24 protein-coding genes are annotated in these 26,140 nt (G+C 67.0%); 11 read left to right on the top strand and 13 right to left on the bottom strand.

Annotated features, from left to right (window positions below; all coding sequences use genetic code 11):
- Nucleotides 1-2: 2 nt before the first annotated feature.
- The 4 genes from tpiA to rpsO form a co-directional block, all read right to left on the bottom strand.
- Nucleotides 3-752, bottom strand: coding sequence for a triose-phosphate isomerase (gene tpiA / locus FVQ98_RS17440; RefSeq protein WP_147914727.1), 750 nt, complete (start codon nt 750-752; stop codon nt 3-5).
- Nucleotides 749-1,768: an NAD(P)H-quinone oxidoreductase gene (locus FVQ98_RS17445; RefSeq protein WP_147914728.1), complete on the bottom strand. Its 1,020-nt coding sequence runs from the start codon at nt 1,766-1,768 to the stop codon at nt 749-751. Before FVQ98_RS17445 ends, tpiA begins: the two co-directional genes overlap by 4 nt.
- 61 nt (nt 1,769-1,829) lie before the next feature.
- Nucleotides 1,830-4,166 carry a polyribonucleotide nucleotidyltransferase gene (gene pnp, locus FVQ98_RS17450; protein ID WP_147914729.1) on the bottom strand — a complete coding sequence of 779 codons (2,337 nt, stop codon included), beginning with the start codon at nt 4,164-4,166 and terminating at the stop codon, nt 1,830-1,832.
- Nucleotides 4,167-4,381: 215 nt separating this feature from the next.
- On the bottom strand, nt 4,382-4,648 hold the full coding sequence (rpsO, locus tag FVQ98_RS17455; RefSeq protein ID WP_147914730.1) for a 30S ribosomal protein S15: 267 nt from the start codon (nt 4,646-4,648) through the stop codon (nt 4,382-4,384).
- A 432-nt stretch (nt 4,649-5,080) separates the two neighbouring features.
- On the opposite strand from rpsO, the gene FVQ98_RS17460 reads away from it, so the two are divergent.
- Nucleotides 5,081-6,163, top strand: a complete 1,083-nt coding sequence (locus FVQ98_RS17460; protein ID WP_147914731.1) for a YbhB/YbcL family Raf kinase inhibitor-like protein — start codon at nt 5,081-5,083, stop codon at nt 6,161-6,163.
- Between the two features lie 81 nt (nt 6,164-6,244).
- On the opposite strand, the gene FVQ98_RS17465 is transcribed toward FVQ98_RS17460, so the two are convergent.
- Nucleotides 6,245-7,411, bottom strand: a complete 1,167-nt coding sequence (locus FVQ98_RS17465; protein WP_147914732.1) for a pyridoxal phosphate-dependent aminotransferase — start codon at nt 7,409-7,411, stop codon at nt 6,245-6,247.
- Nucleotides 7,412-7,504: 93 nt separating this feature from the next.
- Here FVQ98_RS17465 and FVQ98_RS17470 point away from each other — a divergent pair, with 93 nt between their 5' ends.
- A complete protein-coding gene (locus FVQ98_RS17470; RefSeq protein ID WP_147914733.1) occupies nt 7,505-7,762 on the top strand; it encodes a hypothetical protein in 258 nt (85 codons plus the stop codon).
- A 193-nt stretch (nt 7,763-7,955) separates the two neighbouring features.
- Here FVQ98_RS17470 and FVQ98_RS17475 read toward each other — a convergent pair whose 3' ends face one another.
- From FVQ98_RS17475 to FVQ98_RS17485, 3 genes are all read right to left on the bottom strand, one after another.
- A complete protein-coding gene (locus tag FVQ98_RS17475; RefSeq protein WP_147914734.1) occupies nt 7,956-9,509 on the bottom strand; it encodes a DegQ family serine endoprotease in 1,554 nt (517 codons plus the stop codon).
- A 147-nt stretch (nt 9,510-9,656) separates the two neighbouring features.
- Nucleotides 9,657-11,042, bottom strand: coding sequence for an ATP-binding protein (locus tag FVQ98_RS17480; protein ID WP_147914735.1), 1,386 nt, complete (start codon nt 11,040-11,042; stop codon nt 9,657-9,659).
- The gene (locus FVQ98_RS17485) at nt 11,039-11,734 is read right to left on the bottom strand and encodes a response regulator (RefSeq protein ID WP_147914736.1); all 696 of its coding nucleotides are present in this window, start codon (nt 11,732-11,734) and stop codon (nt 11,039-11,041) included. The genes FVQ98_RS17480 and FVQ98_RS17485 overlap by 4 nt, the downstream gene beginning before the upstream one ends.
- A gap of 252 nt (nt 11,735-11,986) precedes the next feature.
- Here FVQ98_RS17485 and FVQ98_RS17490 point away from each other — a divergent pair, with 252 nt between their 5' ends.
- Genes FVQ98_RS17490 through FVQ98_RS17515 form a run of 6 tightly spaced genes read left to right on the top strand, consistent with a single transcriptional unit; the run spans nt 11,987 to nt 18,164 of the window.
- Nucleotides 11,987-14,905, top strand: coding sequence for a monovalent cation/H+ antiporter subunit A (locus FVQ98_RS17490; RefSeq protein ID WP_147914737.1), 2,919 nt, complete (start codon nt 11,987-11,989; stop codon nt 14,903-14,905).
- Complete coding sequence (locus FVQ98_RS17495; RefSeq protein ID WP_147914738.1) at nt 14,905-15,297, top strand: Na+/H+ antiporter subunit C; 393 nt, start codon at nt 14,905-14,907, stop codon at nt 15,295-15,297. The genes FVQ98_RS17490 and FVQ98_RS17495 overlap by 1 nt, the downstream gene beginning before the upstream one ends.
- Nucleotides 15,294-17,003, top strand: coding sequence for a monovalent cation/H+ antiporter subunit D (locus FVQ98_RS17500; protein ID WP_255507839.1), 1,710 nt, complete (start codon nt 15,294-15,296; stop codon nt 17,001-17,003). The genes FVQ98_RS17495 and FVQ98_RS17500 overlap by 4 nt, the downstream gene beginning before the upstream one ends.
- The gene (locus tag FVQ98_RS17505) at nt 17,000-17,500 is read left to right on the top strand and encodes a Na+/H+ antiporter subunit E (RefSeq protein WP_370512982.1); all 501 of its coding nucleotides are present in this window, start codon (nt 17,000-17,002) and stop codon (nt 17,498-17,500) included. The genes FVQ98_RS17500 and FVQ98_RS17505 overlap by 4 nt, the downstream gene beginning before the upstream one ends.
- Entirely contained in the window at nt 17,497-17,775 is a 279-nt protein-coding gene (locus FVQ98_RS17510) for a K+/H+ antiporter subunit F (RefSeq protein WP_147914739.1), read from the top strand. The genes FVQ98_RS17505 and FVQ98_RS17510 overlap by 4 nt, the downstream gene beginning before the upstream one ends.
- Complete coding sequence (locus FVQ98_RS17515; protein WP_147914740.1) at nt 17,772-18,164, top strand: Na+/H+ antiporter subunit G; 393 nt, start codon at nt 17,772-17,774, stop codon at nt 18,162-18,164. Before FVQ98_RS17510 ends, FVQ98_RS17515 begins: the two co-directional genes overlap by 4 nt.
- A 102-nt stretch (nt 18,165-18,266) precedes the next feature.
- Here the strand turns inward: FVQ98_RS17515 and FVQ98_RS17520 are convergent, their stop codons facing one another.
- Together FVQ98_RS17520 and FVQ98_RS17525 are read right to left on the bottom strand one after the other, a co-directional pair.
- Nucleotides 18,267-19,550 (bottom strand): branched-chain amino acid ABC transporter substrate-binding protein, encoded by a 1,284-nt coding sequence (locus FVQ98_RS17520; protein WP_147914741.1) that lies wholly within the window; start codon nt 19,548-19,550, stop codon nt 18,267-18,269.
- A 103-nt stretch (nt 19,551-19,653) separates the two neighbouring features.
- Complete coding sequence (locus tag FVQ98_RS17525; RefSeq protein ID WP_187265790.1) at nt 19,654-20,232, bottom strand: DUF2242 domain-containing protein; 579 nt, start codon at nt 20,230-20,232, stop codon at nt 19,654-19,656.
- A gap of 235 nt (nt 20,233-20,467) precedes the next feature.
- Here FVQ98_RS17525 and FVQ98_RS17530 point away from each other — a divergent pair, with 235 nt between their 5' ends.
- A complete protein-coding gene (locus FVQ98_RS17530; RefSeq protein WP_147914743.1) occupies nt 20,468-20,845 on the top strand; it encodes an Hsp20/alpha crystallin family protein in 378 nt (125 codons plus the stop codon).
- A 157-nt stretch (nt 20,846-21,002) separates the two neighbouring features.
- Here FVQ98_RS17530 and tsaD read toward each other — a convergent pair whose 3' ends face one another.
- The gene (tsaD, locus tag FVQ98_RS17535; RefSeq protein WP_147914744.1) at nt 21,003-22,055 is read right to left on the bottom strand and encodes a tRNA (adenosine(37)-N6)-threonylcarbamoyltransferase complex transferase subunit TsaD; all 1,053 of its coding nucleotides are present in this window, start codon (nt 22,053-22,055) and stop codon (nt 21,003-21,005) included.
- 47 nt (nt 22,056-22,102) lie between these two features.
- Nucleotides 22,103-22,543 carry a CBS domain-containing protein gene (locus FVQ98_RS17540; protein ID WP_147914745.1) on the bottom strand — a complete coding sequence of 147 codons (441 nt, stop codon included), beginning with the start codon at nt 22,541-22,543 and terminating at the stop codon, nt 22,103-22,105.
- A 290-nt stretch (nt 22,544-22,833) separates the two neighbouring features.
- Between FVQ98_RS17540 and FVQ98_RS17545 the strand changes: the two genes are divergently transcribed.
- A complete protein-coding gene (locus FVQ98_RS17545) occupies nt 22,834-23,529 on the top strand; it encodes a substrate-binding domain-containing protein (protein WP_255507840.1) in 696 nt (231 codons plus the stop codon).
- Between the two features lie 99 nt (nt 23,530-23,628).
- On the opposite strand, the gene FVQ98_RS17550 is transcribed toward FVQ98_RS17545, so the two are convergent.
- On the bottom strand, nt 23,629-24,411 hold the full coding sequence (locus tag FVQ98_RS17550) for a TetR/AcrR family transcriptional regulator (protein ID WP_147914746.1): 783 nt from the start codon (nt 24,409-24,411) through the stop codon (nt 23,629-23,631).
- An 81-nt stretch (nt 24,412-24,492) separates the two neighbouring features.
- Between FVQ98_RS17550 and FVQ98_RS17555 the strand changes: the two genes are divergently transcribed.
- Nucleotides 24,493-26,100, top strand: a complete 1,608-nt coding sequence (locus FVQ98_RS17555; protein WP_147914747.1) for a 4-hydroxyphenylacetate 3-hydroxylase family protein — start codon at nt 24,493-24,495, stop codon at nt 26,098-26,100.
- Nucleotides 26,101-26,140: the final 40 nt, after the last annotated feature.

Here is a 26,140-nt window from a genome sequence, read left to right on the forward strand (position 1 = left end):
CATCAACGTGCAGCGGCAATAATCTTCAGAAAATCGGGCGCCTTCAGCGACGCGCCGCCGATCAGGCCGCCGTCGATGTCCGGCTGGGCCAGCAGCTCGGCCGCGTTGGCCGCGTTCATGCTCCCGCCGTAGAGGATGCGCACACGGTCGGCGTGTTCGGTGGCCGCCTTCAGCTGCGCGCGCAGCACGGCGTGCACGGCCTGCGCTTCGTCGGGGGTGGCGGTTTTGCCGGTGCCAATCGCCCAGACGGGCTCATAGGCAACAACGATCTCGCTGATGCAGTGGCCATTGAGGTGAATCACCGCGGACAGCTGGCGCTTGACGATGAACTCGGTCATGCCCTCTTCCCGCTCGCGCAGGGTTTCGCCCACGCAGACGATCGGGGTCAAGCCGGCCGCCAGCGCGCGCTTGGCCTTGATGGCCACCTGCACATCGGTCTCGCCCTGGTACTGGCGGCGTTCGCTGTGGCCGACGATGGCGTAGCGCACGCCGAAATCGCGCAGCATCGCGCCGGACACATCGCCCGTGTAGGCCCCGCTGTCGTGCTGCGACAGGTCCTGCGCGCCCAGCTCGACGGTGCTGGTGTCGGCCAGCAGCGCCTGCAGTTGCGGCAGGTAGACGAAAGGCGCACACAGCGCCACGTCGCAGGTCGGCTGGCCGATGCCGGCCAGCAGCGCCTGCACCAGCGTCTGGTTGGCAGCCAGGCTGCCATTCATCTTCCAGTTGCCGGCGATCAGTTTTTTGGCACTCATGCCTCACCCCAGGTCAGAACGATCTTGCCGATGTGGTCACCGCTTTCCATCAGCGCATGGGCGCGCGCGGCGCCGCTGGGCAGACCATCGTCCGCCTCGGCGGCCGGGAACACGCTGTGGATCACCGGCTGCACGCGACGGCTTTCCAGCCACGGCCACACATTGCTTTTCAGCGCCTGCGCGATCGCGCCCTTGAACGCCACCGGGCGCGGACGCAGGGTCGACCCAGTGAGGGTCAGGCGCCGGCGCAGCACCAGCCCGGCGTTGAACTCGGCCTTGGTACCGCCCTGCACCGCAATGATGACCAGGCGGCCGTCCTCAGCCAGGCATTCGACGTCGCGCTTGACGTAATCGCCCGCCACCATGTCGAGGATCACGTCCACGCCCTTGCCGCCGGTCAGCTGCTTCGCCTGCTCGGCGAAGTCCGTGGTGCGGTAGTTGATGGCGTGGTCGGCGCCCAGCTTCAGACAGGCGGCGCATTTCTCGTCGCTGCCGGCGGTGACGATCACAGTGGCCCCAGCCGCCTTGGCGAGCTGGATGGCGGTAACGCCGATGCCGCTGGTGCCGCCGTGGATCAGCAGCGTCTCGCCCTTTTGCAGGCGACCGCGGTCGAACACGTTGCTCCAGACGGTGAAGAAGGTCTCGGGCAGCGAAGCGGCTTCCACGTCGCTCCAACCGGCTGGCACCGGCAGGCATTGCGCCACCGGGGCCACACAGTACTCGGCATAACCGCCACCGGCCACCAATGCGCACACGCGGTCGCCCACGGCCAAGCCTGCTCCGGCCATGGCTTGCACGTCGCCCGACACGATGGTGCCGGCCACTTCAAGCCCTGGCAGATCCGACGCACCCGGCGGCACCGGGTAGTTGCCCGTGCGCTGCAGCACGTCAGGACGGTTCACCCCCGACGCGGCGACGCGGATGAGCAACTCGCCCGCACCCGGCGCTGGCTGGGCGCGCTCGGCCGGCACCAGCACCTCGGGTGCGCCGTATTCGCGAATCTCAATGCACTTCATAGTCAAATGGGCCGCCCGCGCTAGAGGGACTTGCGCGGGCAGCTATCAAAAGTGAAGTTGCTTACTGCTGTTGTTGCTGCTGCTGCTCTTCGGCCACGGGAGCGGCCGGTGCATGGGCGTCGGCCGACTCCGGACGTGGCTCGCGCTCGGCGCGTGGCGGACGGTCACCACGGTCTTCACGCGGGCCACGGTCGCCACGATCACCACGGGGAGGACGATCACCGCGGTCGCCACGGTCACCGCGCGGCTCGCGGTATTCGCGCGGCGCACGCTCTTCGCCTTCAGGGCGCGGCGGGCGCTCTTGCAGCGCTTTCATCGACAGCTTGATGCGGCCCTTGTCGTCCGTCTCCAGCACTTTCACGCGCACCACCTGGCCTTCGGACAGCACGTCGCTGACCTGTTCCACGCGCTCATGCGAGATCTGGCTGATGTGCAGCAGACCGTCCTTGCCCGGCAGGATGTTGACCAGCGCACCGAATTCCAGAATCTTGGTGATCGGGCCTTCGTACACCTTGCCCACTTCGGCTTCGGCGGTGATCTGTTCGATGCGGCGCTTGGCGTCGTCGGCCTTGGCGGCGTCGTTGCTGGCGATGGTGATGGTGCCGTCTTCGCCGATGTCGATCGTGGTGCCGGTCTCTTCCGTCAGCATGCGGATGGTGGCGCCGCCCTTGCCGATCACGTCGCGGATCTTCTCGGGGTTGATCTTCATCGTGTAGAGCTTGGGCGCGTAGCTGCTGATCTCGGCCTTGGCTTCGCCCATGGCTTCCTGCATCTTGCCCAGGATGTGCATGCGCGCTTCCTTGGCCTGCGCCAGGGCAACCTGCATGATTTCCTTGGTGATGCCCTGGATCTTGATGTCCATCTGCAGGGCGGTGATGCCGTTGGTCGTGCCGGCCACCTTGAAGTCCATGTCGCCCAGGTGATCCTCGTCACCCAGGATGTCGGTCAGCACGGCAAAGCGGTTGCCTTCCTTGATCAGGCCCATGGCGATACCGGCCACGTGCGCCTTCATGGGCACGCCGGCGTCCATCAGCGACAGGCAGCCGCCGCAGACCGAAGCCATCGACGAGGAGCCGTTGGATTCGGTGATTTCCGACACCACACGGATCGTGTAGGGGAACTCGGCACGGTCCGGCAGCAGCGGGATCAGCGCGCGCTTGGCCAGGCGGCCGTGGCCGACTTCGCGGCGCTTGGTCGAGCCCATGCGACCGGCCTCGCCCGTGGCGAAGGGAGGCATGTTGTAGTGGAACAGGAAGTGGTCTTCGAACTCACCAGCCAGCGCGTCGATGCGCTGCGCGTCGCGCTCGGTGCCCAGGGTGGTGACGACCAGCGCCTGCGTCTCGCCGCGCGTGAACAGCGCCGAGCCGTGGGTGCGCGGCAGCACGCCGTTGCGGATTTCGATGGGGCGCACGGTGCGCGTGTCGCGGCCGTCGATGCGCGGCTCGCCCGCCAGAATCTGGCTGCGCACGATGCCGGCTTCCAGTTCAAACAGCAGGTTGTCCAGCTTGACGGCGTCGAATTCGGCGCCTTCGGCCTTCAGCGCGTCTTTCACGCCGGCGTAGGCTTCGCGCACGGCTTGGGTGCGGGCCTGCTTGCTGCGAATCTGGTAGGCCGCGCGCAGTTTGTCTTCGGCCACGCCGCCCACTTTGGCGATAAAGGCTTCGTCTTTGACTTCCGGCGCCCAGGCGCCGGTGTCGGCCCACAGCGGCTTGCCCGCTTCGCGCACCAGCTCATGGATGGCGTTGATGGCGATGTTGCCTTGTTCGTGACCGAACACCACGCCGCCCAGCATGATGTCTTCGGACAGCTGATCGGCTTCGGACTCGACCATCAGCACGGCCGATTCGGTGCCAGCGACGACCAGATCCAGTTGGCTGTTCTTGCGGGCACTGGGGCCCGGGTTCAGCACGTATTCGCCGTTGATGTAGCCCACGCGCGCCGCGCCGATGGGGCCGTTGAACGGGATGCCGCTGATGCACAGCGCGGCGCTCACGCCAATCATGGCGGCGATGTCGGCGTCGACTTCGGGGTTCAGCGACAGTGTGTGGATGACCACGTGCACTTCGTTGAAGAAGCCTTCGGGGAACAGCGGGCGGATCGGGCGGTCGATCAGGCGGCTGGTCAGGGTTTCGAGTTCGCTGGGCTTGGCTTCACGCTTGAAGAAGCTGCCCGGGATCTTGCCGGCGGCGTACGTTTTCTCGATGTAGTCGACGGTCAGCGGGAAGAAGTCCTGCCCCGGCTTGGCCGACTTGCTGGCGGCCACGGTGGCCAGCACCACGGTGCCGTCGATGTCGACCAGCACGGCGCCCGAGGCCTGGCGGGCGATCTCGCCCGTTTCCATAACCACGGTCTTGTCGCCCCACTGGAACGACTTCGTGAATTTATTGAACATGCTCATGTTTGCTCCTGTTTAAGTAGCTGGCACCGCTGATTGGGTGCCGTCTGGAGGCCGATTTGATTCAGAACACGATGCCATTCCAGCAACCCCTTGCCGACGCGCAAGGCCTTGGTGGAATGACACAGCTTCGCTCTGAAATCAGGCAACTCCGGCGGAAAAAAGACAAAAACGCCTGAACCCAGACAGGGATCAGGCGTTTTGACGTGTCATGGCGCTTATTTGCGCAGACCCAGCTTGGCGATCAGGGCCAGGTAGCGATCAGCGTCCTTGCCCTTGAGGTAGTCCAGCAGCTTGCGACGACGGCTGACCATGCGCAGCAGGCCGCGGCGACCGTGGTGGTCCTTGGCGTGCTCTTTGAAGTGGGGAGTCAGCTCGTTGATGCGGGCCGTCAGAATGGCCACTTGCACTTCAGGGCTGCCCGTGTCGTTGGCGGCGCGGGCGTTGTCTTTGACGACAGCGGCTTTTTTCTCTTGAGAGATCATGGAAAAAACATCCTCGTTCCAAATGATTTGACTTGCGTGGTGCGCCGGAACTGCACGCCACGTGCGCTTTGCGAAATGCAAAACCTCGGGATTATAGCGAGGTTGGTGGGCCGCCTCCGCCTGCCATCATCAGGCCCATTTGATTCTTTCGAGCAGCGAGGGCCAGCGTTACGAGCGAGAGGGGGGCGAGCACTAACGTTGAGTCCACATTAAACGCCTGTCGATCACCGCTCCGTGCAGATCGTGCCTAACCCTGGTCCCCGATAGCCCTGACTGACCTTCCCCGCGCCCAACCAAGTAACGTTGGCCTTCTGCCACATCGCCGCGCCCGGACTCGGGCGCTTTGCACATTCACGCCGACTTGGCGCGCTAGACTTCGTCCGTAACAATGGTTTTCATTGGTTTCAACACAAACGATCAACAAGGAGGCGTATGCGCGGTCGCACCAAACTGGCTTTGATTGGCTCCCTGATGGCCCTGGTGGCCTGCGGCGGCAGTGACGAGGGCCCTTACCCGCTCGACCCACCCACCGATCCGTCGGCCCCGGCCACCAGCCCATCGCCCGGCACCACCCCGCCGCCCTACCCCGTGCCAGGTGGTGGCACCGACGAGCCGGCGCCCCAGCCGCCCGCGCCGACGCCGCCCGCGCCGACGCCCCCTGCTCCGGGACCGACGCCCTCCCCTTCGCCGACGCCCTCACCTTCACCGACGCCGGATAACAACAAGGCGCCGGTGGCGAATGCGGGTGGTCCGTACCAAGGCCTCAGGGACGGTGGGACGATCATGTTGGATGGCTCTGGCACCACCGATCCGGACAACGATCCGATCACCTACGTATGGACGATCGTCAGCAAGCCGAACGCCAGCACGGCTACACTGACCGGCCAAGGCACGGCCAAGCCGACCTTCAAGCCGGACGTGATGGGCGACTACACCATTCGCCTGGAAGCACGCGACGGCAGAGGCCTGAACGGCACCAACGACGTGACGATCACGGTGGGCGGAACCCAGATGACGGCCAGCAGTTCCACTTTCGCCGGGGGCAAGGTACCGATTGGCTCGGCAGGCGCAGGTGCAGGCGGTAGCGATGTTTCGCCTGCCATCAGCATCGCCAACGCACCGTCGGGGACCAAATTCTTTGCGATCGTCATGGACGACGAAACGGTTTCCCCTCTTGGCACCTGCGGCCCGGGCGTCGCAGCATGCGCACACTGGTCGCTGTTCAACCTGCTCCCGGCGACAACGGTCTTGCCAGAAGGTGCGAGCAAGACGCCTCTCACTGGCGTTGTACAAGGCTATGCCTACAACGGCCAAACTGGCTACCAAGGGCCTAACCCGCCGGCAGGTGAAACCCACACCTACACGATCACCGTGTACGCGATGGGTCAAGGCGCGACTGCCATGACCGCCGGGACGGCCGCCACGGCCACGTACACGCGCGCGGGCTTTGAAGCCAAATACAAGGACTTCATCCTCGGGCAGTCGATACCCAACATCGTCGCGACTTTCCCCTGATCGAAAGACCGGGTTCGCGAAAAAGCCGGCTCGCGCCGGCTTTTTTTGGGTTTGCGCAGGCGAAGCGCTTGGACGCGTGCCTTACGCGCGCGCAGCCAACCACCCCCACAACCGCTCCACCCCCACCCCCAACCGCCCCACGTCCTTCGACGCAAAACACCAGCGCAGCCAACCCTCCGCTTCGGGCGCAAACGCCACGCCCGGCGCCAGGCCCAGGCCGGCTTCGGTGACCAGCCGCTTGGCCAACTCAAGCGAATCACCAAAGCCCGCCACGCGCAAGAAGGCGTACATGCCGCCGGGGGCGGCGCTGGTTTCCACGCCAGGCACGGTCTGCAACAGCGGCACCAGCGTGTCTCGGCATTGGCGCAGGTGGGCGACGATGGGCGGGGTAATGTCAGCGGTCTGCGCCAGAGCGGCCAGGGCGCCGCGCTGGGCGAAGACGGGGGCGCACGAGGTGTTGAATTCGATCAGCTTGCCCACTTCCTGCGTCATGGTGGGCGGCATGATCAGGTAGCCCAGGCGCCAGCCGGTCATCAAAAAGGCTTTGGAAAAGCTTTGAACCACCACCAGGCGGTCGTCGAGCTCCGCCACGTCTAGAAAGCTCGGCGCCGCGCCGTTGGCGGTGTCGTCCTTGTAGTACAGGCGCTCGTACACCTCGTCGGCCAGGATCCAGGTGCCGGTCTGGCGGCAGTGCGCCAGGATGGCGGTCTGCTCGGCGCGCGTCAGCGTCCAGCCCGTCGGGTTGCTGGGCGAATTGACGATGAGCAGCTTGGTTTGCGGCGTGATGGCGGCCAGCAGTGCGGGCAGGTCCAGCTGCCACGCGCCTTGCGCGTCGGGCCGCAGTGGCACGCAGCGCAGGTGCGCGCCCAGGATGCGCGGCTGCGCCGTCAGGTTGGGCCAGACGGGCGTGACGGCGACGACGTCATCGCCCGCGTCGATCAGCGTCTGCATGGCCACGATCAGCGCGTTCACCCCGCCCGAGGTGATGCCAATGCGCTCCGCGCCCACGGGGCCGTGCAGCGCGCTGGTGTAGGCGGCCACCGCCTCGCGCAGGGCCGGCAGGCCCAGGTTGTGGGAATAAAAGGTTTCCCCCGCCTGCAGCGCGGCGATGGCGGCCTGGCGAATGGCGTCGGGCGTGACTTCGTCGCTTTCGCCAAACCAGAAGGGCAAGACATCGTCGCGCCCCATGCCAGCGTTGGCTACTTCACGAATCTTGGATTCTTCGAGGTTCAGAACGGCTTGACGCATGGCTCGACGGACTTTTCTAATGGGGCAATGAGGCGAATCTGCAAGCATCGCACAAACGCCGTACTGCCCGACCAACATCCTGAGGACACTGCCATGACCACCGCCAAGACCACCTTACTTCGCGCCCTGAGCTGCTCCGTGGCCGTTCTCGGCCTCAGCCTGGCGATGGCCGCGCCTGCGCAGGCCAAGGGCAAGGGCAAGGCCCACGGCGTCCAACTCAAGCGTGCGCCTGTCACGACCTACGCCAACGGCCTGGACGCGACTCAGCGCCAGCGGTCCGAAGAAGCCCGCCTGCGCCGCGAATGCAAGGGTCGGCCCAACGCCGGTGCCTGCCTGGGCTACACACGCTGACGCCCAGGGTGGCGTGCTGAGCCACCCGCCACTATTTAATTCATAGCTGCCCGCGCAGACTGCTGTATGGCCAGCACCCGATTTGATTCGAAATCTCAAAAAAGAAGCCGACAGCCACACGGGCCATCGGCTTTCTGAGGAAGGCCAAGAGATGAAGCGAGGCCTTGGAGGATTTCAGTAGACGCTGGCGGGTTTAGCCCACGCGCACCGGCACGAACAGCTGCTGGCCGCCCCGCTGCACCAGCAGCGCCACCGACTTGTCGGACTTGGCCACGATGCCGCGCACCTGGTCGATGTCTTTCACCGGCTGGCCGTTCACCGACACCAGCACGTCACCCGGTTGCACTCCGGCACGGGCCGCGGCGCCGCTGGCCTGCTCAACCAGCAAACCGCCGTCGACCTTGGCCTGCTGTTTTTCCTGCGGCTGCAGGGGACGCAAAGCCAGGCCCAGCTTGCCTTGCGACGCCTTGTCGTTCTGCGCCACAGCAGCGGGCTTGTCTTTGGCGCCGCCCAGTTGCGCACTCAGCTGCTCCGGCTTGCCTTGGCGCCACACCTCCAGCGTCACCCGGTCACCCGGCTTGGCCAGGCTGATGTGTGCTGGCAGATCGCCTGAGGCCACCACCGGCTGGCCGTCGACCTTGGTGATCACGTCGCCCGACTTCAGGCCCGCCGCGGCTGCCGGGCCATTCGGCTCGACGTTGGCCACCAGCGCGCCTTCGGGCTTGGGCAGCTTGAAGGAATCGGCGAATGCCTGGTTCACTTCCTGCACGGTCACGCCCAGCCGCGCGTGATCCACCTTGCCGGTTGCGACCAGCTGCTGTTCGACGTGCTTGGCCAGCTCGATCGGGATGGCGAAGGACAGACCCTGGTAACCGCCCGAGCGGCTGTAAATCTGCGAGTTGATGCCCACCACCTCGCCGCGCGCGTTCAGCAGCGGACCGCCCGAGTTGCCGGGGTTCACAGCCACGTCGGTTTGAATGAAAGGCACGGCGCTGTCGTCGGGCAGCGAGCGGCCCTTGGCGCTGACCACACCAGCGGTCACGCTGTTCTCGAAGCCGAAGGGCGAGCCGATCGCCATCACCCATTCGCCGGGCATCAGCGCCTTGCTGCTGCCCAGCGGCAGCGTCGGCAAGCCCTTGGCGTCGATCTTGATCACCGCCACGTCGGTCTTGTCGTCGCGGCCCAGCACCTTGGCGCGAAATTCGCGCCGATCGGTCAGCTTGACGTTGACCTCCTGCGCGCCACGCACCACGTGGGCGTTGGTCAGGATCAGGCCATCCGGGCTGACGATGAAGCCCGAGCCCTGGCCCTGCATCGGCCGCTCGGGCATCGGACCGCCGCGACCCTGGCCAGGCATCTGCCCGAACATGCCGGGCGGCAGGCCGAATTGGCGCAGGAATTCCTGCATCTGTGCGTCCGGGCCGGCGCCGCGCTGGGCGGCCGGGCCGGCTTCGGCGTCGTCGTCATCATCACCATCGTCGCCGTTCATCGACACCTTGCGCGTGCCGCTGACGCTGATGTTCACCACCGCCGGGCCGTACTGCGCAGCGATGGCGCTGAAGTTGGGCAATGCCGCCGCCGGGGCCGCCGTCAGAACGGCAGGCGCCGGCGCGGTGACGGTGGGCGCGGCTTGCGCGTGCGCCGGGGTTTGCAGGCGATCCACAGCGGTCGCGCCAATGCCGCCGAGCACGCCCGCGGCCAACAGGGCCGCCACCAGTTTCTTCGATTTCAGTTCCATCGTGTTCATGTCCCAGTCCTTGTGTCCAAGCCGCCGTTCTGGCGGGATGGTGCAAATGTGGGGCAGGACAGTTAGGTGAAACTTAGGGCGCGCGACCAGCCGCCCGTCTCATCGAAAGTGATAGCAACCCGCGCAGGACCAGAGCCAACCAGAGCCTCACCAGGCCAGGGTCACGCGCAGGCCGCCGAGTGTGGGTGAATCGTCCAGCCGCAGACGTGCGCCATGCTGGTCCGCCACCGATTTGACGATGGCCAGGCCCAGGCCGCTGCCATGGCCCGGTGTACCGGGAGCGCGGTAGAAGCGGTCCTGCACACGTTCGCGCTCGGCCGGCGGCACGCCGGCACCGGCGTCTTCCACGGTGAGCACGACGCGGTCGGGCGCGGCGTCGGCGCCAGTCAAGGTCTGCACCTGCACGATGCCGCCTTCCGGGGTGTGGCGGATGGCGTTGTCCAGCAGGTTGCGCAGCAGCACGGCCAGCGCCGCAGGCTGGCCTTGCAGCCGCACCGGCGTGGGCGCGACCAGGTGCATGCGTACATCGCGCGCAGCCGCGGCACTGGCTACGTCCTGAACCGCGGCGCGGGCCAGTTCGGTCAGATCGAGTTCCACCGCGTCGTCCGGCGTTGCGCCCTCCTGCCGCGCCAGCGCCAGCAGTTGCTCGACCAGGCGCGTGGCGCGGTCGATGCCGGACAGCAGGCGGTCGGCAGCGACATCGCGGCTGGCGGCGTCGGGCGCGCGCTGCAGACCTTGCACCTGCAGGCGCAGCGCGGCCAGGGGCGTGCGCAGCTCGTGCGCAGCGTCGGCGGTGAAGTGGGTCAGCGTGTCCCACGCCTTGGCCAGGCGCGCCAGCAGCGCGTTCAACTCGTCGATCAGCGGACGCACCTCCAGCGGCACGCCGGCGGTGCCGATGGGCGCCAGGTCGCTGGCGCGGCGTTCGGCCAGTTGGCGGCGCACCCGGTCGAGCGGGGCCAGCGCGCGGGTGACGACGCCCCAGACGATCAGCATCAGCAGCGGCGCCAGCAGCGCGATCGGCAGCACCGCGCGCAGCGCCAGCTGCCCGGCGGCCTGGCGCCGGGTGGCCGTGTCCTGTGCGATCTGAATCACCTGGGTGGGCGTGCGCAGCGCGTAAACGCGAAAGTCGGCGTGACCCACCCTGATGTTGGTGAAGCCGATCACCGCCTGCGGTGGCAGCAACTGGTCGCTGGGCGAGCGGTACAGCATGACGCCATCGGCGCGCCAGACCTGCACGATCAGGTCGCGCGCGACGCGCCCGCTGGCCAGCGCGTCATCGCCCAGCAAGCTGGCGGCCAAGCCGCCGGTCAGCGAGAGGGCGATGCGCTCCATCTGGCCGTCGAACACGGCTTCGGTCTCACTGAGCGCCGTGCGCCAGGTCACCAGCGCCTGCAGGCCAGCAATCACGGCGACGGCGGCCAGCAGCAGGCCGATCAGCCGACCACGCAGCGATGGCGCCGGTTTATCAGGGTAAAACTGGCCTTCCGCCCTAGAACCATCAGCGCGACCAGCTATCGAATCAGGAGTCTTCATGGCGCCATCCCCATCGCACCCGCACCGTCCGGCCCCTGTGCCGGCACCAGGTAGCCCAGGCCGCGCACGTTCTGGATCAGGTCCGTGCCCAACTTCTTGCGCACGCCGTGGATGTAGACCTCCACCGCGTTGCTGCTGACGTCGTCGCGCCAGGAATACAGCTTTTCTTCCAGTTGCTGGCGCGACAGCACGCGGCCCGGGCGCGCCAGCAGGGGTTCCAGCACGGCCCATTCGCGCGCCGACAGCTGCACCGGGGCGCCGCCCTTGGTCACCTCGCGCGTGGCCGGCACGATGCAAACGTCGCCCCACTCGTACGCCGGCTCGGCCCGGCCGTCGGCGCGGCGCAGCAGCGCGCGGATGCGCGCCAGCAACTCGTCCAGGTCGTAGGGTTTGACGATGTAGTCGTCGGCACCCGCGTCCAGCCCGGCCACGCGCTGGCCCACGGCGTCGCGCGCGGTGGCGATCAGCACCGGCAGGCGCTGGCGGCGTGCGCGCAGGCTGCGCAGCACCTCCAGGCCGTCCTTGCGCGGCAGGCCCAGGTCGAGCAGCAGCAGGTCGTAGTCGGCGGTGGTGAGGGCGGTATCGGCCATCTGGCCGTCCTTGACCCAGTCCACGGCGTAGTGCTCGGCGCGCAGGGCGTCCAGCACCACCTCGCCAATCATCGTGTCGTCTTCGGCCAGCAGGATGCGCATGCGGCAATGGTACGGCCGACGGCGTCTGGGGTCACCGGCACAGGGCTCAGGTCGCGTGGCGATAGGCCACTCCCGATTTGCTAGCTGCCTGCGCAAGGCCCGCGCCGACAAGGGCGCTTTTCTTTGTGAATTATCATTTGGGCTGGCATTCCTCCGGGGCGTATCGCCCCATCTCCCCTGACCGCTGCAGCCTGACCGGAACCGCGCCCCCCGCGCCGTGCCGGGCTGGCGCGGCCCCGCAAGCTTTTCTGGATGGACCTGGTTTACCTGCTATTGCTACCGTTCGCCGGCAGCCTGGTTGCAGCGCTGATGCCGACGCACGCGCGCACGGCAGCGGCGGTCTGGGCCGCCCTGGTGGGGTTGGCGGCCCTGGTCTGGGTGGCGTGGCAGTACCCGGCGTTGCAAGGCGGCGCGGTGCTGCGCGAGGAATACCGCTGGATCCCGTCGGCGGGCATCAACTTCGTCGTCCGCATGGACGGCTTTGCCTGGATGTTCGCGCTGCTGGTGACGGGCATCGGCACGCTGGTGGCGGTGTACGCGCGCTACTACATGTCGAAGAACGACCCGGTGCCGCGCTTCTTCTCGTTCTTCCTGGCCTTCATGGGCGCCATGCTGGGCGTGGTGCTGTCGGGCAACCTGGTGCAGATGGTGTTCTTCTGGGAGCTGACCAGCCTGTTCAGCTTCCTCCTGATCGGCTACTGGTACCACCGCAAAGACGCCCGGCGCGGCGCGCGCATGGCGCTCACGGTGACCGGCGCGGGCGGCCTGGCCATGCTGGCCGGCATGCTGATGCTGGGCCACATTGTTGGTAGCTACGACCTGGACGTGGTGCTGGCCAGCGGCGACGAGATCCGCGCGCACCACCTGTACACGCCGATGCTCGTGCTGGTGCTGCTGGGCGCGTTGACCAAAAGCGCGCAGTTCCCCTTCCATTTCTGGCTGCCGCGCGCGATGGCGGCGCCCACGCCGGTGTCGGCCTACCTGCATTCGGCCACCATGGTGAAGGCGGGCGTATTTCTGCTGGCGCGCCTGTGGCCGGCCCTGTCGGGCACCGAACAATGGTTCTGGCTCGTCGGCGGCGCGGGCCTGATCACCCTGGTGCTGGGCGCCTACGTGGCGATGTTCCAGCACGACCTGAAGGGCCTGCTGGCCTATTCGACCATCAGCCACCTGGGCCTGATCACCCTGCTGCTGGGCCTGAACCGCGACCTGGCGGCGGTGGCGGCGGTGTTCCACATCATGAACCACGCGACCTTCAAGGCCTCGCTGTTCATGGCGGCCGGCATCATCGACCACGAAACCGGCACGCGCGACATCCGGCGCCTGGGCGGGCTGTGGAAGGCCATGCCGATCACCGGGACGCTGGCCTTCGTCGCCAGCGCGGCGATGGCGGGCGTCCCTCTGATGAACGGTTTCCTGTCCAAGGAAATGTTCTTCGCCGAGACGATCGATCTCAGTTCCTACCCCTGGCTGGACTACGGCTTGCCGATCGCCGCCACCGTGGCGGGCATCTTCGCCGTGGTGTATTCGCTGCGATTTTCGGTCAGCGTGTTCCTGGGTCCGCGCCGGTCCGAACTCCCGCTCGAGCCGCATGAACCGGTGCGCTGGATGCGCGTGCCTATCGAGGTGCTCGTGCTGCTGTGTCTGGTGGTGGGCATCGTTCCGCAGTGGTCGGTTGGCCCCGCGCTGGATCTGGCTGCACGGCCCGTGGTGGGCGGCGAACTCCCGCGGTTCAGCCTGGCGATCTGGCACGGCTTCAACCGGCCGCTGGTCATGAGCCTGATCGCGCTGGCCGGTGGGCTGGCGCTGTACGCGCTGCTGCGCCACCGGCTGGCTGGCGGGCAGATCCAGCGCGTGCCGTTGCTGGCGCGGCTGGACGGGCAGCGCATGTTCCAGAGCTCGCTCTACGCACTGGACCGCAGCGCGCGCTGGGCGCTGACCAAGCTGTCCACCAACCGGCTTCAGCCGCAGTTGCTGATGCTGGTGCTGGCCGCCATTGCCGCGGCCACTGCCTCGCTGTGGCGCGGTGGCGTGACCTGGGGCGACCGTGAACGCGTTCCAGCCTCGCCCGAGTTCGCGTTGCTTTGGGTGATGGGCTGCGTCTGCGCGCTGGCCGCTGCCAACCAGGCCAAGTTCCACCGGTTGGCGGCCTTGATCATGGTGGGCGGCGTCGGCCTGGTCACCACGCTGACCTTTGTCTGGTTCTCGGCGCCCGACCTGGCGCTGACACAGTTGGCGGTGGAAGTCGTGATGACGGTGCTGTTCCTGCTGGGCCTGCGCTGGCTGCCCAAGCGCCTGCCCTACGAATCGCCCAGCCTGGCGTTGCGCGTAAAGGCTCGCCGCCTGCGCGATTTGATCGTCTCGGTGGTGGCAGGTGCCGGCATGGCCGCCCTCGCCTACGCCATGATGACGCGGCCGGCCCCGCAAAGCATTTCGCCCTTCTTCATCGACCGCGCCCTGCCCGAGGGCGGGGGCTCCAACGTCGTGAACGTGATGCTGGTGGATTTCCGCGCGTTCGACACGTTTGGCGAGATCACCGTGCTCAGCATCGTGGCCCTGACGGTGTATGCGCTGTTGCGCCGCTTCCGCCCGCCGCGCGAGGTGATCCAGTCGCCACCCCAGCAGCGCGCCATCCCTGCCGATCTGGTCACCGATCTGATCAACCCGCGCACCGCACAGGACACGGCCCTGGGTTACATGATGGTGCCGGCCACGCTGGTGCGCCTGCTGATGCCGATCGCTGCGGTCATTTCGGCTTATGTCTTCATGCGCGGCCACAACGAGCCGGGTGGCGGTTTCGTGGCTGGGCTGGTGCTGTCGGTCGCCTTCATCACGCAGTACATCGTGGCGGGCACGCACTGGGTCGAAGCGCACCTGCAGCTGCGCGTGGTGCGCTGGATCGGCGTCGGCCTGCTGCTGGCACTGGCGACCGGCGTGGGTTCGTTTTGGTGGGGTTTCCCGTTCATGACCACCCACACGGCCCACATGACGCTGCCCGTTCTGGGCGAGATCCATATCGCCAGCGCACTGCTGTTCGATACGGCCGTGTTCGCGGTGGTCGTGGGCTCGACCTTACTGATCCTGACCGCGCTGGCCCACCAATCGGTGCGTAGCCACCGCAAGGCGCCCGAGAAGGCCGCAGCCGGCGAACAACCTGAGGAGGCCGCCTGATGGAAGTCATCTTGGCCGTCGCCATCGGCGTGCTGGGCGGCTCGGGAGTCTGGCTGGTGCTGCGCCCGCGCACCTTCCAGGTACTGATGGGGCTGACTCTGCTGTCCTACGCTGTCAATCTGTTCATCTTCGCGATGGGCAGCCTGTCGATCGACCGCGAACCCATCGTTCAGGCAAGCCTGACGCCCGACCTCGTGAACTACACCGATCCGCTGCCCCAGGCGCTCGTGCTGACCGCCATCGTGATTGGCTTCGCCACCTCGGCGCTGTTCCTGGTGATGCTGCTGGCCTCGCGCGGCCTGTCGGGTACCGACCACGTCGACGGCGAAGAGCCCGACGACGGTACCGAGGCGATCCTGCCCACCGAGGGCGCCCAGGAGCCACAGCCATGACCTTCACCGAGTTGGTCGAGCGGCTGATGCCGCACCTGATCATCGCGCCGATCCTGCTGCCCATGGCAACGGCAGCCGTCATGCTGCTGCTGGGCGACAAGCGGCGCCCGCTCAAGGCGGTGGTCAACGTGGCCTCGTGCGCGCTGGGCGTGTTCATCGCCATCGCGCTGGTGTACTGGGTGCAGCACATCGGCACGCCGCAGGCCGTGGGGGTGTACTTGCCGTCCAACTGGCCGGTGCCCTACGGCATCGTGCTCGTGGTCGACCGGCTCTCGGCCATGATGATCCTGCTGACCAGCGTGCTGGGCATGGCCGCAGTGCTGTACGCCAGCGCGCGCTGGCACAAGGCGGGCGTGCACTTCCACCCGCTGTTCCAGTTGCAGCTGATGGGCCTGTACGGGGCGTTCCTCACCGCCGATCTGTTCAATCTGTTCGTCTTCTTCGAGATCATGCTGACGGCCTCGTACGGGCTGTTGCTGCACGGCTCGGGCTGGGCACGCGTGCGCGCGGGGCTGCACTACATCGCCATGAACCTGATGGCGTCTTCGTTGTTCCTGATCGGCGTGGCCATCCTCTACGGCGTAACGGGCACGCTGAACATGGCCGACATGGCGATCATGGTGCCCGCCATCCCCGAGGACGACCGCGGCCTGCTGCACGCGGGCGCGGCCATCCTGGTGATCGCCTTCCTGATCAAGGCCGCGGCCTGGCCGCTGAATTTCTGGCTGCCGTCCACCTATTCCAGCGCCAGCACACCGGTCGCCGCGCTGTTTGCCATCATGACCAAACTCGGCCTGTACGCCATCCTGCGCGTCTGGACCTTGCTTTTCCCGCAGGACGCGGGCGTGTCGTCCCTGTTTGGCAGCCCGGTGCTGATCGGCCTCGGTCTGGTCACGCTGACCTTCGGTGCCATCGGCATCATCGCCAATCAGCATCTGGGCCGCATGGCGGCGTTCTGCGTGATCCTGTCGTCCGGCACGCTGCTGGCAGCGCTGGGCTTTGGCCAGCCTGCCGTCACCGGTGGCGCGCTCTATTACACGCTCGGCTCCACCTTGGGGATCAGCGCCTTCTTTCTGCTGGGCGAGCTGATCGACCGCACGCGCGAGGTCGAGGAAAACCCGCTTTACGTCAGCGAAGTCGAACCCGACGACGAGGCCTTTGCGTATCCGGTCGACCTGATGCCGGTGCGCGACGTCAACCTCGACGATGACGAGCAGGCCCTGTTCGGCCGCGCCATTCCGGCGGCAATGGCCTTCCTGGGCCTGGCGTTCATCGTGTGTGGCCTGACCATCGCCGGCCTGCCGCCGCTGCCGGGCTTCGTCGGCAAGGTGGTCATGCTGTCGGCGCTGCTCAACCCCGACGGCTTTGGGCGCGACGCGCCGGTCTCGCTTGGCGCCTGGATCCTGCTGGCGCTGCTGGTGATCGGCGGCCTGCTGACCACCATCGCCATGTCGCGGGCCGGCGTGCGCTATTTCTGGGCGCCGGACGGCCGCCCTGTGCCCCGACTGCGTGTGATCGAGACGCTGCCCATCGGTGCGCTGGTCCTGCTGCTGGGCGTGCTGGTCTGGCAGGCCGATGCGGTGCTGCGCTACGTCAACGCCACCGCGCGCGGCCTGCACGACCCCAAGGATTACATCGGCACTGTGGTGTCCACCAAGCCCGTGCCCTCACCTACCGCGACCGGCGAAGGAGGCCTGCGCCGATGATCCGCCGCCTGCTGCCCTCGCCGCTGCTCAGCCTGGCCCTGATCGTGATGTGGCTGGTGCTGAACGAGTCGTTCAGCCCGGGCCAGATCATCCTCGGCGTGGTGGTCGGTGTGGCCGCGCCAGCGCTGCTCGGCCCGCTACGGCCGGCGCGCCCGCGCATCCGCCATCCCTGGGTGCTGCTGCGCCTGATCCTGGCGGTGGGGCGCGATGTGGTCCAGTCCAACCTGGAAGTGTTCTGGACGCTGCTGCGCCAGCGCTCGCGCCCCGTGCACAGCCGTTTCGTCGAGATCCCGCTGGACCTGCGCGACCCGTCTGGCCTGGCCTCGCTGGCCATGATCACCACCGTGGTGCCCGGAACGGTGTGGTGTGAACTGGCGCGCGACAGCAGCGCCGTGCTGCTGCACGCCTGGGACGCGCCGGACGCCGACGCCTTCATCGCAATGTACAAGCAACGCTACGAACGCCCGCTGATCCAGATCTTCGAGTCTGCCCCATGAGCCCCCTGCTGTCCTACGCCATCACCGCCACGCTGATCCTCTACGGCGTGGCCATCCTGCTCGCACTGTGGCGCGTGCTGCGCGGCCCTTCGGCGCAGGACCGCGTGTTGGCGCTGGACTTCATCTACCTGATCGGCATGCTGATCGTGCTGGTGATCGGCATCCGCTACGGCAGCAACATGTACTTTGAGGCGGCACTGCTGATCGCGCTGTTCGGCTTTGTTAGCTCGGCAGCCATGGCCAAGTTCCTGCTGCGCGGCGAGGTGATCGAATGAACTCGCCGGACAGCGTCGCCCTCTGGGCGGAGATTCTGGTGGCGGCGCTGCTGCTGGCCAGCGCCGTGTTCGCCGTCGTCGCGGCGCTGGGCCTGGTGCGCCTGAAGGATTTCTTTCAGCGCATGCATCCGCCGGCACTGGTGTCAACCTGGGGTGCCTGGTGCGTCACCCTGGCGTCGATCGTGTACTTCTCGGCGCTGTCGCACCGGCTGGAACTGCACGTCTGGCTGATCATCATCCTGCTGTCGATCACGGTGCCGGTCACCAGCATCCTGCTCGGCCGCGCCGCGCTGTTTCGTGGCCGGCAGGCCGGCAACAAGGCCTTGCCGTCGACGCTCTTACCCCAACCCAACGGCCCGACGAAGGGCAGTCACGATGACGGCGACTGACGCCTCGTCAATCGCCGAATTCCTGATCAAATCCGCCTTCAGCCCTACAACCGCCAGCGCGGCAAGCTATTAAAAGAATAGCATTCCAGCAACCACGCAGGCTCAGACCGGACGCTTCATCTGGCAACTGTGGCCCATGGCAGCCTTGTCCGCGCTCACCTGTCGAACCACGCGAAAGCCGTAGCCGGACCCCTCCACGTCGAACGGCACACCTGGCGCGCCATGACGCTCCATCACGCCCACGGCCAACGGCTGCAGGAACTGGTGATCGGCCGCACGCATGTGACCGCGCTGACCCGCCAGCGTGACGTCGGCGCGCTCCAGCTCGCGCGCCACGCGCAGCGGGTCGGCGCTGCGCGCGCGGTCGATCGCCTGCGCCAGCGCCTCGATCATCAGCTGCATGCGCATGTGCACGTAGTCGTCCTGCGGCTTGGGAAAGCGTGCGCGAAAGCTGCGGTAGAACTCGCTGCTCTCGGCCGTCGGTACGTTGGGCAGCCAGTCGGCCACGGCCACCACCTTGCCGATGCCCGCTTCGCCCATGGCTGCAGGCGCACCCAGCGCGTTGCCGTAGAAGGTGTAGAAGCGCCCGTCAAAATCCACGTCGCGCGCCGCCTTGACCAGCAGCGTCAAGTCGTTGCCCCAGTTGCCCGTCAGCACCGCCTGTGCGCCCGATGCCTTGATCTTGGTGGCGTAGGGCAGGAAGTCCTTCACGCGCCCGATGGGGTGCAATTCGTCACCGACGACGGCCACGTCGGGGCGCTTCTCGGCCAGCTGGCGCTTGGCTTCGCGCAGCACCGCCTGGCCGAAGCTGTAGTCCTGGCCGATGAGGTACATGCGCTGAAGCTGCTTGTCCTCGGCGATCAGTTGCATGAGCGCCGTCAGACGCATGTCGGCGTGCGCATCGAAGCGGAAGTGCCAGAAGCTGCACAGCTCGTTGGTCAGGATGGGGTCAACCGCCGAGTAGTTCAGGAACACCACGCGGCGCGCCGGATCGCGCTCGTTGTGCTTGTTGATGGCATCGATCAGCGCCGCCGCCACCGCCGACGAGTTGCCCTGTAGCACGAAATGTGCGCCGCTGTCGATCGCTGCGCGCAGCATCGACAGCGACTCTTCGGTCTGGCCCTTGTTGTCGAAGCGCTCCAGCGCCAGCGGCCGCTTGCCCTGCGCGGTAGTGACGCCACCGCGCGTGTTCACGCGCTCGATGGCCCAGGCCAGATTGCGGTAGACCGCCTCGCCAGTGTTGGCGAAGGGTCCGCTCAGGGACTCGATCAGGGCCAGCTTGACCGGCTCGCCGGCGCCGGGCTGCGCAGCGGCGGCCAACGGCAAAGTGCTGGCCAGCAGCGCCAGCGATTGAACCAGGGCTTGGCGACGACGCAGGAGAATCATGGGAGAACTCGGGAATGGTTGGTGGCGCGCATGGCGCCTTGGGGGGAACCGCTCAGTGGAACGCGGGTGTGCGCGTGGCCGCTGCTCGGGCAAAAAAACGTGCTCAGTCCTCGCCGGGGTCGGGTTCCTCGGGCGGGACTGCGTTGCTGAGGTAGCCATCCAGCCGGTCAAAAAAGCGCTGGTACAGCTTGGCGTCGGTCACCGTGGTGCTGGCCACCTTGACCAGCGAATCGAGCCCACCTTCGACCGGCAGCGATAGCGAGCCAAAGCCACCCACCCCCAGCGAGGCCGACTCTTTGACCTTGCGAACCACGTACTGCTCCTTCAAGCCGCTGACAAAGGCCACTGTGCGTTCGCTGTCGCCCTGCTCGGGCGCGCAGACGACGCGAAATTCCAGTTGCACGTGATGCTCGGGTGCGGGTTGAAAGTACTTGCGACCGGACACCTGTTCCGGCTTGGTGGCAGTGACGACGTAGCCCTGGCTCAACAGCGCACGCCGCGCAGCCTCGCACGCCAGTGCGGGGCTGACCGCGAAGTGTCGGCTGTGGGCCGATGAGTCGAAGGTTTCGGGCTGTATATCCACCAGTTCGGTGGATTTGGCGCCGGGCAGGCTGGTGCAGGCCGCCAACGCCAGTGGCACGAGCGCCAGCGCGGCGCTGCGCCCAAGGGTGGCAATGGTCATGCGAGAACGGGTTTCGCTATCAAAACAACAGCTGATGGTAACGCGAGTCGCTTGCGCGACGCGACATGCGGCACGGTCTTTTGTAACCGCACGGCGCAAGCGCATTGCGCGGTAGCCTGAACTTTTTCACGTGATCGAGCGCTTGAAAAGGCGCAGGGCGCGCTCAAGTGAGGCAGCAAGACAGTCGGCGACGCTGTGTCGGCCGGCCAACCCGAAGCTTTTTAGGACCACGACCATGATTTTCACCGCCGCCAACCCCAACCTGCGCCGCTCGGTTTACGCCCCTGCCCTGCGCTCGCTCGACCGCTTCCTGGACGACGCCATCGCCGTCGCCAAGACCGCCGGCACCCAGCTCAAGGAAGAAGACAAGCACTGGGAGCTGAGCATCGACGTTCCCGGCGTGAGCCGCGAGCAACTGAACATCGCCATCGAAGGCGCCACGGTGCGCGTCACCACGGTGGAAGATGCGCCGCGCCAGTACAAGAAGGCTTACGAGTTCACGCAGGAAGTGGACACGGCCGCCAGCAGCGCCAAGCTGGAAAACGGCGTGCTCACGCTGAAGCTCGTCAAGCTGGTGCCTGAAAGCAAGGCCACCACGCTGTCGATCGACTGACCAACCCGCTGCAAGCGCGGCGATCGGTGGGTTGCCACTGCGGCGTTGCGCCCTAGCGGCAACGCAAATCGTCCGAAGCGGAGTTGCACTAAAAAAAGGAAGCCGTGGCTTCCTTTTTTTGTTCATCGACCAGTGGCCGAAGCGCTGGAACGCCGCCTCAGGCAGCCAGCGGCAGTTGGTCCAGCGGCCAGCGCGGCTTGACGTCGAACGCGTACTGCCGGCTGGGCGCCTCGATGCCGGCCTGCATCCGCATGGCGCCGGCCAGCGCGATCATGGCGCCGTTGTCGGTGCACAGGTGCAGCTCGGGGTAGTGCACACGCACGCCCCGCGCAGCGCAAGCGGCGTTTAGATCGTCGCGCAGGCGCGCGTTGGCGCCGACGCCGCCGGCGACGACCAGGCGCTTCAGGCCACTGTTTTTCAACGCATTTAGGGATTTTTTAACCAGCACCTCGACGATGGCCGCCTGCGTGCTGGCGGCCAGGTCGGCGCGTTGCTGGTCGCAAGGCGCGCTTTCCATGCGCTTCGCGTGGGTCAGCACGGCGGTCTTCAGGCCCGCGAAGGAGAAGTCCAGGTTCCCGCTGTGCAGCAGCGGGCGCGGCAGCTTGAAGCCCTCGGGGTCGCCAAACTCGGCCAACCGCGCCAGCGCCGGGCCGCCGGGGTAGCCCAGGCCCAGCAGCTTGGCAGACTTGTCGAACGCTTCGCCGGCCGCGTCGTCAATGGTTTCGCCCAGCAGTTCGTAGCGACCGACACCGTCCACGCGCATCAGCTGGGTATGGCCGCCGCTGACCAGCAAGGCGATAAAGGGGAATTCGGGCGGATCGGCGCTCAGGAAAGGCGACAGCAAATGCCCTTCCAGGTGGTGCACGCCCAGCACCGGCTTGTCCAGCGCCGCGCCCAAGGCGCACGCCAGACCCGCGCCCACCAGCAGTGCGCCTGCCAGGCCGGGCCCGCGCGTGAACGCTACCATATCGATAGCTTCCAGTGCAGTACCAGACTGCGCCAGAACCTCATTGGCCAAAGGAATGACGCGGCGGATGTGGTCGCGGCTGGCCAGCTCCGGCACCACGCCGCCGTAGTCGGCGTGCATCGCCACCTGGGTGTGCAGCGCGTGCGCCAGCAACGTGGGCACACCCTCGCCTTCGGCGCGCACCAGCGCGACGCCGGTTTCATCACACGACGATTCGATGCCCAGGACCAGAAGCGACGACATGGAACGAATTATCTGCCGCGGCACGCCACGCCGCTGGCACCTGGCTTTCAGGCCATGTTGCCAGCGATGTAGCTCTCCATCTGTGCGATCAGAAAGCGCTGCTCGGCCAGCTGGGCATTGACCAGGTCGCCGATCGACACCAGCCCCAGCACCTGGCCACCGTCGACCACCGGCAGGTGGCGCAGCCGCGCCTGCGTCATGATGCCCATGCATTCCTGCACGGTCTGGCGCGGGCCGACGACGTAGAGCTTGGCGGTCATCACATCGGCCAGCAGCGTATCGGCCGACGCCAGCCCCTTGAGCGCCAGTTTGCGCGCGTAGTCGCGCTCGGTGAAGATGCCCAGCAAAGCGTCCCCCTGCATGATCAGCACCGAGCCGATGTTGCGCTCGGCCATCAGTTGCAGCGCGTCGCGCACGGTGGCGTCGGGCGGCAGCGCCGCCAGCGCCCGCTTGTCGGGGGTGGCAAGGATGTCGGACACACTGGGCATGGGCGGCTCCTTCAAAGGCGGCTGAAAATGGTTGGTACATCGTGCCAGAAGCCGCGGCGGCCCGCCACCGGTTGCGTCACAAAGCGCAACCATCGGCAGCGCCAAAGCGCGTGCGATGGCACTGTGCCAGCGCGGACCCTGCCATGGCCGCGGGGCCGGCGGCACCGCCCGAAAGATCACTGCGCGGCGCCCCAGCCGCGCACAGCTTGCTATAGTTGAAGTAGCTGCCCGCGCCGATGGCTGTAGGGCCAGAATCAGATTTCACTCAAATATCCGGAAGACCTCACCCCATGTCTGCCAACGCGCTCTGCCTGATTTCCTCCATGGCCACCAAGAAGGTGTTGACCGAATTGCTGGCGCAGTACCACCAGATGTACCCCCAGGTCACCGCCGGGCTGGAATCGGTCGGTGGGGTGGACGCGGCCAAGCGGGTGCAAGCGGGCGAGCCGTTTGACGGCGTACTGCTGGCCAGCGACGCCATCGACACGCTGATCGCCAGCGGCCATGTGCTGGCGGGCAGCCGCGTGGATCTGGTGCGCTCCGGCGTCGCCGCGGCGGTGCGCGCGGGCACGCCCGGCCCGGATATCGGCAGCGAAGACGCCGTCAAGCGCGCCGTTCAGGCCGCGCGCACGCTGGGCTATTCCACCGGACCCAGCGGCGTGCAGCTGGCCAAGCTGTTCGAGCGCTGGGGCATCGCGGATGAGGTGAACGCCAAGCTGGTCACCCCGCCGCCTGGCACGCCGGTCGGCCAACTGGTGGCCAGCGGGGACGTGGAGTTGGGCTTTCAGCAACTCAGCGAATTGATGAACCTGCCCGGCATCAACGTGCTGGGCCCGCTGCCACCGGCGATCCAGATCACCACCGTCTTCTCGGGCGGCGTGGCCGCCACCTCGCAACAGCCGGATGCCGTGCGCGAATTGCTGGCCTTTCTGGCGTCGCCGCAGACTCAGGGGATCAAGCAGGCGAACGGGATGGAGACGGCCTGATCTGGCGGGTCACGCGCCCATTTTTGCTCAAATCGAATCAGCCTTCTGCCCTAGAACCACTTGCGCAAGCAGCTACTTTTAACATAGCAGAAAGCAACGCTACACAGCCACGCCGCGTGCGCCGACCCGCGCCACCAGCTGCGCCAGGTAGGCCTCAAACAGCGTGCGCGACTGCAGCTTGAACATGCGGATGCGCCCGGTGTGGCTGAGCACCAGCAGGCCAACGACATGGGCAAACAGCGCGGTGACTTCGGCCACGGCCTGCGTTTCGGAGAGGCCCAGCGCTTGCAAGCTGAGCTGCTGCGGCGCCAGCGCTGCGCGCAATTGGGTGTTGAGCTGCTCGTCCAGCTCCGGCGTCAGCCCGCGCGGCTGCATGCCCTGGAACAGGTAGAAGCCCAGGTCCAGATCGCGCGGGTTGTCGGCGTAGAAGTCGTAGAAGGCCGTGGCCGTGGCGCGCAGGCGATCGGTCAACGCCGCGGGCGCGTTGCCCGCAGGCGCATCGGCCGCCGCCTGCGCCACGCAGGCATTCAGCCGTTCCAACGACTCGCCCAGCAGTGCGGCGTAGACCGCCTCCTTGCTCGGGAAGTAGCTGTAGATCGCGCCCGGCGTGTAGCCGGCGCGCTGGGCGATCTCGCGCACGCTGGCGCCTTCCAGGCCCAGCTCGAAAAACGCTGCGCGGGCCGCGTCCAGCACATGGGCGCGGCGCTGGTCGGACTGCACCTTTTGCCGGTCGGCGCGCGACAGGGGTGCGGCGCGTGGGCGATCGCCGGCGGACGTCGACGTGGCCACCGACCGCCCGGCACGCGGGCGCTTGGCGGCAGGCGCCGCGTCGGCATTGGGGCGGGCTGCGCGCGGGCGCGGCGTGGGGGTGCGTGAAGCCATATCCTGAAATATACATTGACCGATAAATTGAACAGTGTTCAAATTCACGCAAACACATCCCCCACAATGAAAGGCCCGCTCATGGACACCGCCCGCTCTGCCGCCACCGCCGCCCCGCTGATGACCGGCGCCGACTACCGCGAATCGCTGCGGCGCCTGAAGCCCGTGGTCTATGTCGACGGCCGCCTGGTCGACTCGGTGGCGGACGACCGTGCGCTGCAGCCGGGCGTCAATGCGCTGGCTTTCACCTACGACTTCGCGCGTAACGCGGACTACGCGCCGATCGCACTGGCCACGCAGACCAGCCGCAACCGCACCGTCAACCGCATGCTGCACGTCAACGAATCGGCGGGCGACTTGCTGAACAAGCTGGAGGCCGTGCGCGTGCTGTGCCAGGAAACCGGCTGCGCCCAACGCTACCTGACGCACGACGCGCTCAACGGCATCGCCCAGGCCACCGCCGCCATCGACGACGCGCACGGCAGCACGGAGCACCGCGCGCGCTTCAACGCCTACCTGGCCGACGTGCAGGAGCGCGACCTGGCCGTGGGCGTGGCCATGACCGACGCCAAGGGCGACCGCAGCCGCAAACCCCACCAGCAGGCCAACCCCGACACCTACGTGCACGTGGTCGAGCGCAACGCCAAGGGCATCGTCATCAGCGGCACCAAGGCCATCGTGACGGGCGCGCCCTACATGCACGAACTGCTGGTGATGCCCAGCCGGAACATGGGCCAGGCCGATGCCGACTTCGCCGTGTGCTGCGCCGTGCCGGTGGACGCCAAGGGCATCACCATGGTGTCGCGCCCGGCCGGCCGTCCGGGTGAAAAGCTGGAGCATGGCGACGCGCTGTTCTCGCGCCAATACGGGCAAAGCACGGCCGTGGTCATCTTCGACAAGGTCTTCGTGCCATGGGAGCGCGTGTTCTTTGAAAGCGAGTGGGAGCACAGCCACGTGTTGACCTACAGCTACGCCACGCACCACCGCCACAGCTGCATCGCCGCGCGCGCCGGCTTTGGCGACCTGCTGATCGGCGCCGGCGCGCTGATGTGCGAGGCCAACGGCCTCGACCCCAACGAGAAGAGCAACCTGCGCGAGCCGATGGTTGAGTTGATCAAGATCACCGAGGGCTTTTACGCTTGCGGTGTGGCCGCCAGCGTTTACGCCACGCAAGACCCGCACAGCGGCAGCTTCATGCCCGAGCCCGTGTTCAGCAACATCGGCAAGCTGCTGCTGGCCACGCAAATCTACGACATGCACCGGTTGGCGCACGAAGTGTCGGGCGGCCTGATCGTCGCCCTGCCCGGCCCCGATGAAGACCATAACCCCGCCACCGCCGCCACGCTGGCCGAAGTGCTGCGCGCCAACCCGTCTGTGCCCTACGACAAGCGCATCGAGGTGGCCCGCTTCATCGAAGACCTGACCGCCAGCTACCAGGGCGGCTGGTATTCGCTGATCAGCCTGCACGGCGGCGGCTCGCCCGCGGCGATGAAGCAGGAAATCTGGCGCAACTACCCGGTGGGCAATAAGGTCGAGCTGGTCGAGCGCCTGCTCGACCGCGGCGTGCTGGCGCAGAACGACCGCGCCATCACCCGCAACCGCCAGCCCGGCAAGTGCTGCGACCAGGGCTGCAGCGCGCCCGGCCAGCCGATCATGGTCGACCTGCCCAAGCGCCCGTCACAGGTCTGAGCGCCAGCGCCCACGGCCCGAACGGCACAAGCCGGGCAAT

The organism is Ottowia flava (assembly GCF_008017535.1).
GTDB lineage: Bacteria > Pseudomonadota > Gammaproteobacteria > Burkholderiales > Burkholderiaceae_C > Ottowia > Ottowia flava.

Excerpts from the sequence above, each read along its gene's own strand:
- FVQ98_RS17500 (WP_255507839.1), top strand. The coding sequence starts at position 15,294 with ATGACCTTCACCGAGTTGGTCGAGCGGCTGATGCCGCACCTGATCATC.
- FVQ98_RS17540 (WP_147914745.1), bottom strand. The coding sequence starts at position 22,543 with ATGCCCAGTGTGTCCGACATCCTTGCCACCCCCGACAAGCGGGCGCTG.
- tsaD (WP_147914744.1), bottom strand. The coding sequence starts at position 22,055 with ATGTCGTCGCTTCTGGTCCTGGGCATCGAATCGTCGTGTGATGAAACC.
- FVQ98_RS17515 (WP_147914740.1), top strand. The coding sequence starts at position 17,772 with ATGAACTCGCCGGACAGCGTCGCCCTCTGGGCGGAGATTCTGGTGGCG.
- FVQ98_RS17460 (WP_147914731.1), top strand. The coding sequence starts at position 5,081 with ATGCGCGGTCGCACCAAACTGGCTTTGATTGGCTCCCTGATGGCCCTG.
- FVQ98_RS17490 (WP_147914737.1), top strand. The coding sequence starts at position 11,987 with ATGGACCTGGTTTACCTGCTATTGCTACCGTTCGCCGGCAGCCTGGTT.
- pnp (WP_147914729.1), bottom strand. The coding sequence starts at position 4,166 with ATGAGCATGTTCAATAAATTCACGAAGTCGTTCCAGTGGGGCGACAAG.
- FVQ98_RS17470 (WP_147914733.1), top strand. The coding sequence starts at position 7,505 with ATGACCACCGCCAAGACCACCTTACTTCGCGCCCTGAGCTGCTCCGTG.
- rpsO (WP_147914730.1), bottom strand. The coding sequence starts at position 4,648 with ATGATCTCTCAAGAGAAAAAAGCCGCTGTCGTCAAAGACAACGCCCGC.
- tpiA (WP_147914727.1), bottom strand. The coding sequence starts at position 752 with ATGAGTGCCAAAAAACTGATCGCCGGCAACTGGAAGATGAATGGCAGC.
- FVQ98_RS17550 (WP_147914746.1), bottom strand. The coding sequence starts at position 24,411 with ATGGCTTCACGCACCCCCACGCCGCGCCCGCGCGCAGCCCGCCCCAAT.
- FVQ98_RS17485 (WP_147914736.1), bottom strand. The coding sequence starts at position 11,734 with ATGCGCATCCTGCTGGCCGAAGACGACACGATGATTGGCGAGGTGGTG.
- FVQ98_RS17505 (WP_370512982.1), top strand. The coding sequence starts at position 17,000 with ATGATCCGCCGCCTGCTGCCCTCGCCGCTGCTCAGCCTGGCCCTGATC.
- FVQ98_RS17495 (WP_147914738.1), top strand. The coding sequence starts at position 14,905 with ATGGAAGTCATCTTGGCCGTCGCCATCGGCGTGCTGGGCGGCTCGGGA.
- FVQ98_RS17480 (WP_147914735.1), bottom strand. The coding sequence starts at position 11,042 with ATGAAGACTCCTGATTCGATAGCTGGTCGCGCTGATGGTTCTAGGGCG.
- FVQ98_RS17525 (WP_187265790.1), bottom strand. The coding sequence starts at position 20,232 with ATGACCATTGCCACCCTTGGGCGCAGCGCCGCGCTGGCGCTCGTGCCA.
- FVQ98_RS17530 (WP_147914743.1), top strand. The coding sequence starts at position 20,468 with ATGATTTTCACCGCCGCCAACCCCAACCTGCGCCGCTCGGTTTACGCC.
- FVQ98_RS17510 (WP_147914739.1), top strand. The coding sequence starts at position 17,497 with ATGAGCCCCCTGCTGTCCTACGCCATCACCGCCACGCTGATCCTCTAC.
- FVQ98_RS17465 (WP_147914732.1), bottom strand. The coding sequence starts at position 7,411 with ATGCGTCAAGCCGTTCTGAACCTCGAAGAATCCAAGATTCGTGAAGTA.
- FVQ98_RS17445 (WP_147914728.1), bottom strand. The coding sequence starts at position 1,768 with ATGAAGTGCATTGAGATTCGCGAATACGGCGCACCCGAGGTGCTGGTG.
- FVQ98_RS17475 (WP_147914734.1), bottom strand. The coding sequence starts at position 9,509 with ATGAACACGATGGAACTGAAATCGAAGAAACTGGTGGCGGCCCTGTTG.
- FVQ98_RS17545 (WP_255507840.1), top strand. The coding sequence starts at position 22,834 with ATGTCTGCCAACGCGCTCTGCCTGATTTCCTCCATGGCCACCAAGAAG.
- FVQ98_RS17520 (WP_147914741.1), bottom strand. The coding sequence starts at position 19,550 with ATGATTCTCCTGCGTCGTCGCCAAGCCCTGGTTCAATCGCTGGCGCTG.
- FVQ98_RS17555 (WP_147914747.1), top strand. The coding sequence starts at position 24,493 with ATGGACACCGCCCGCTCTGCCGCCACCGCCGCCCCGCTGATGACCGGC.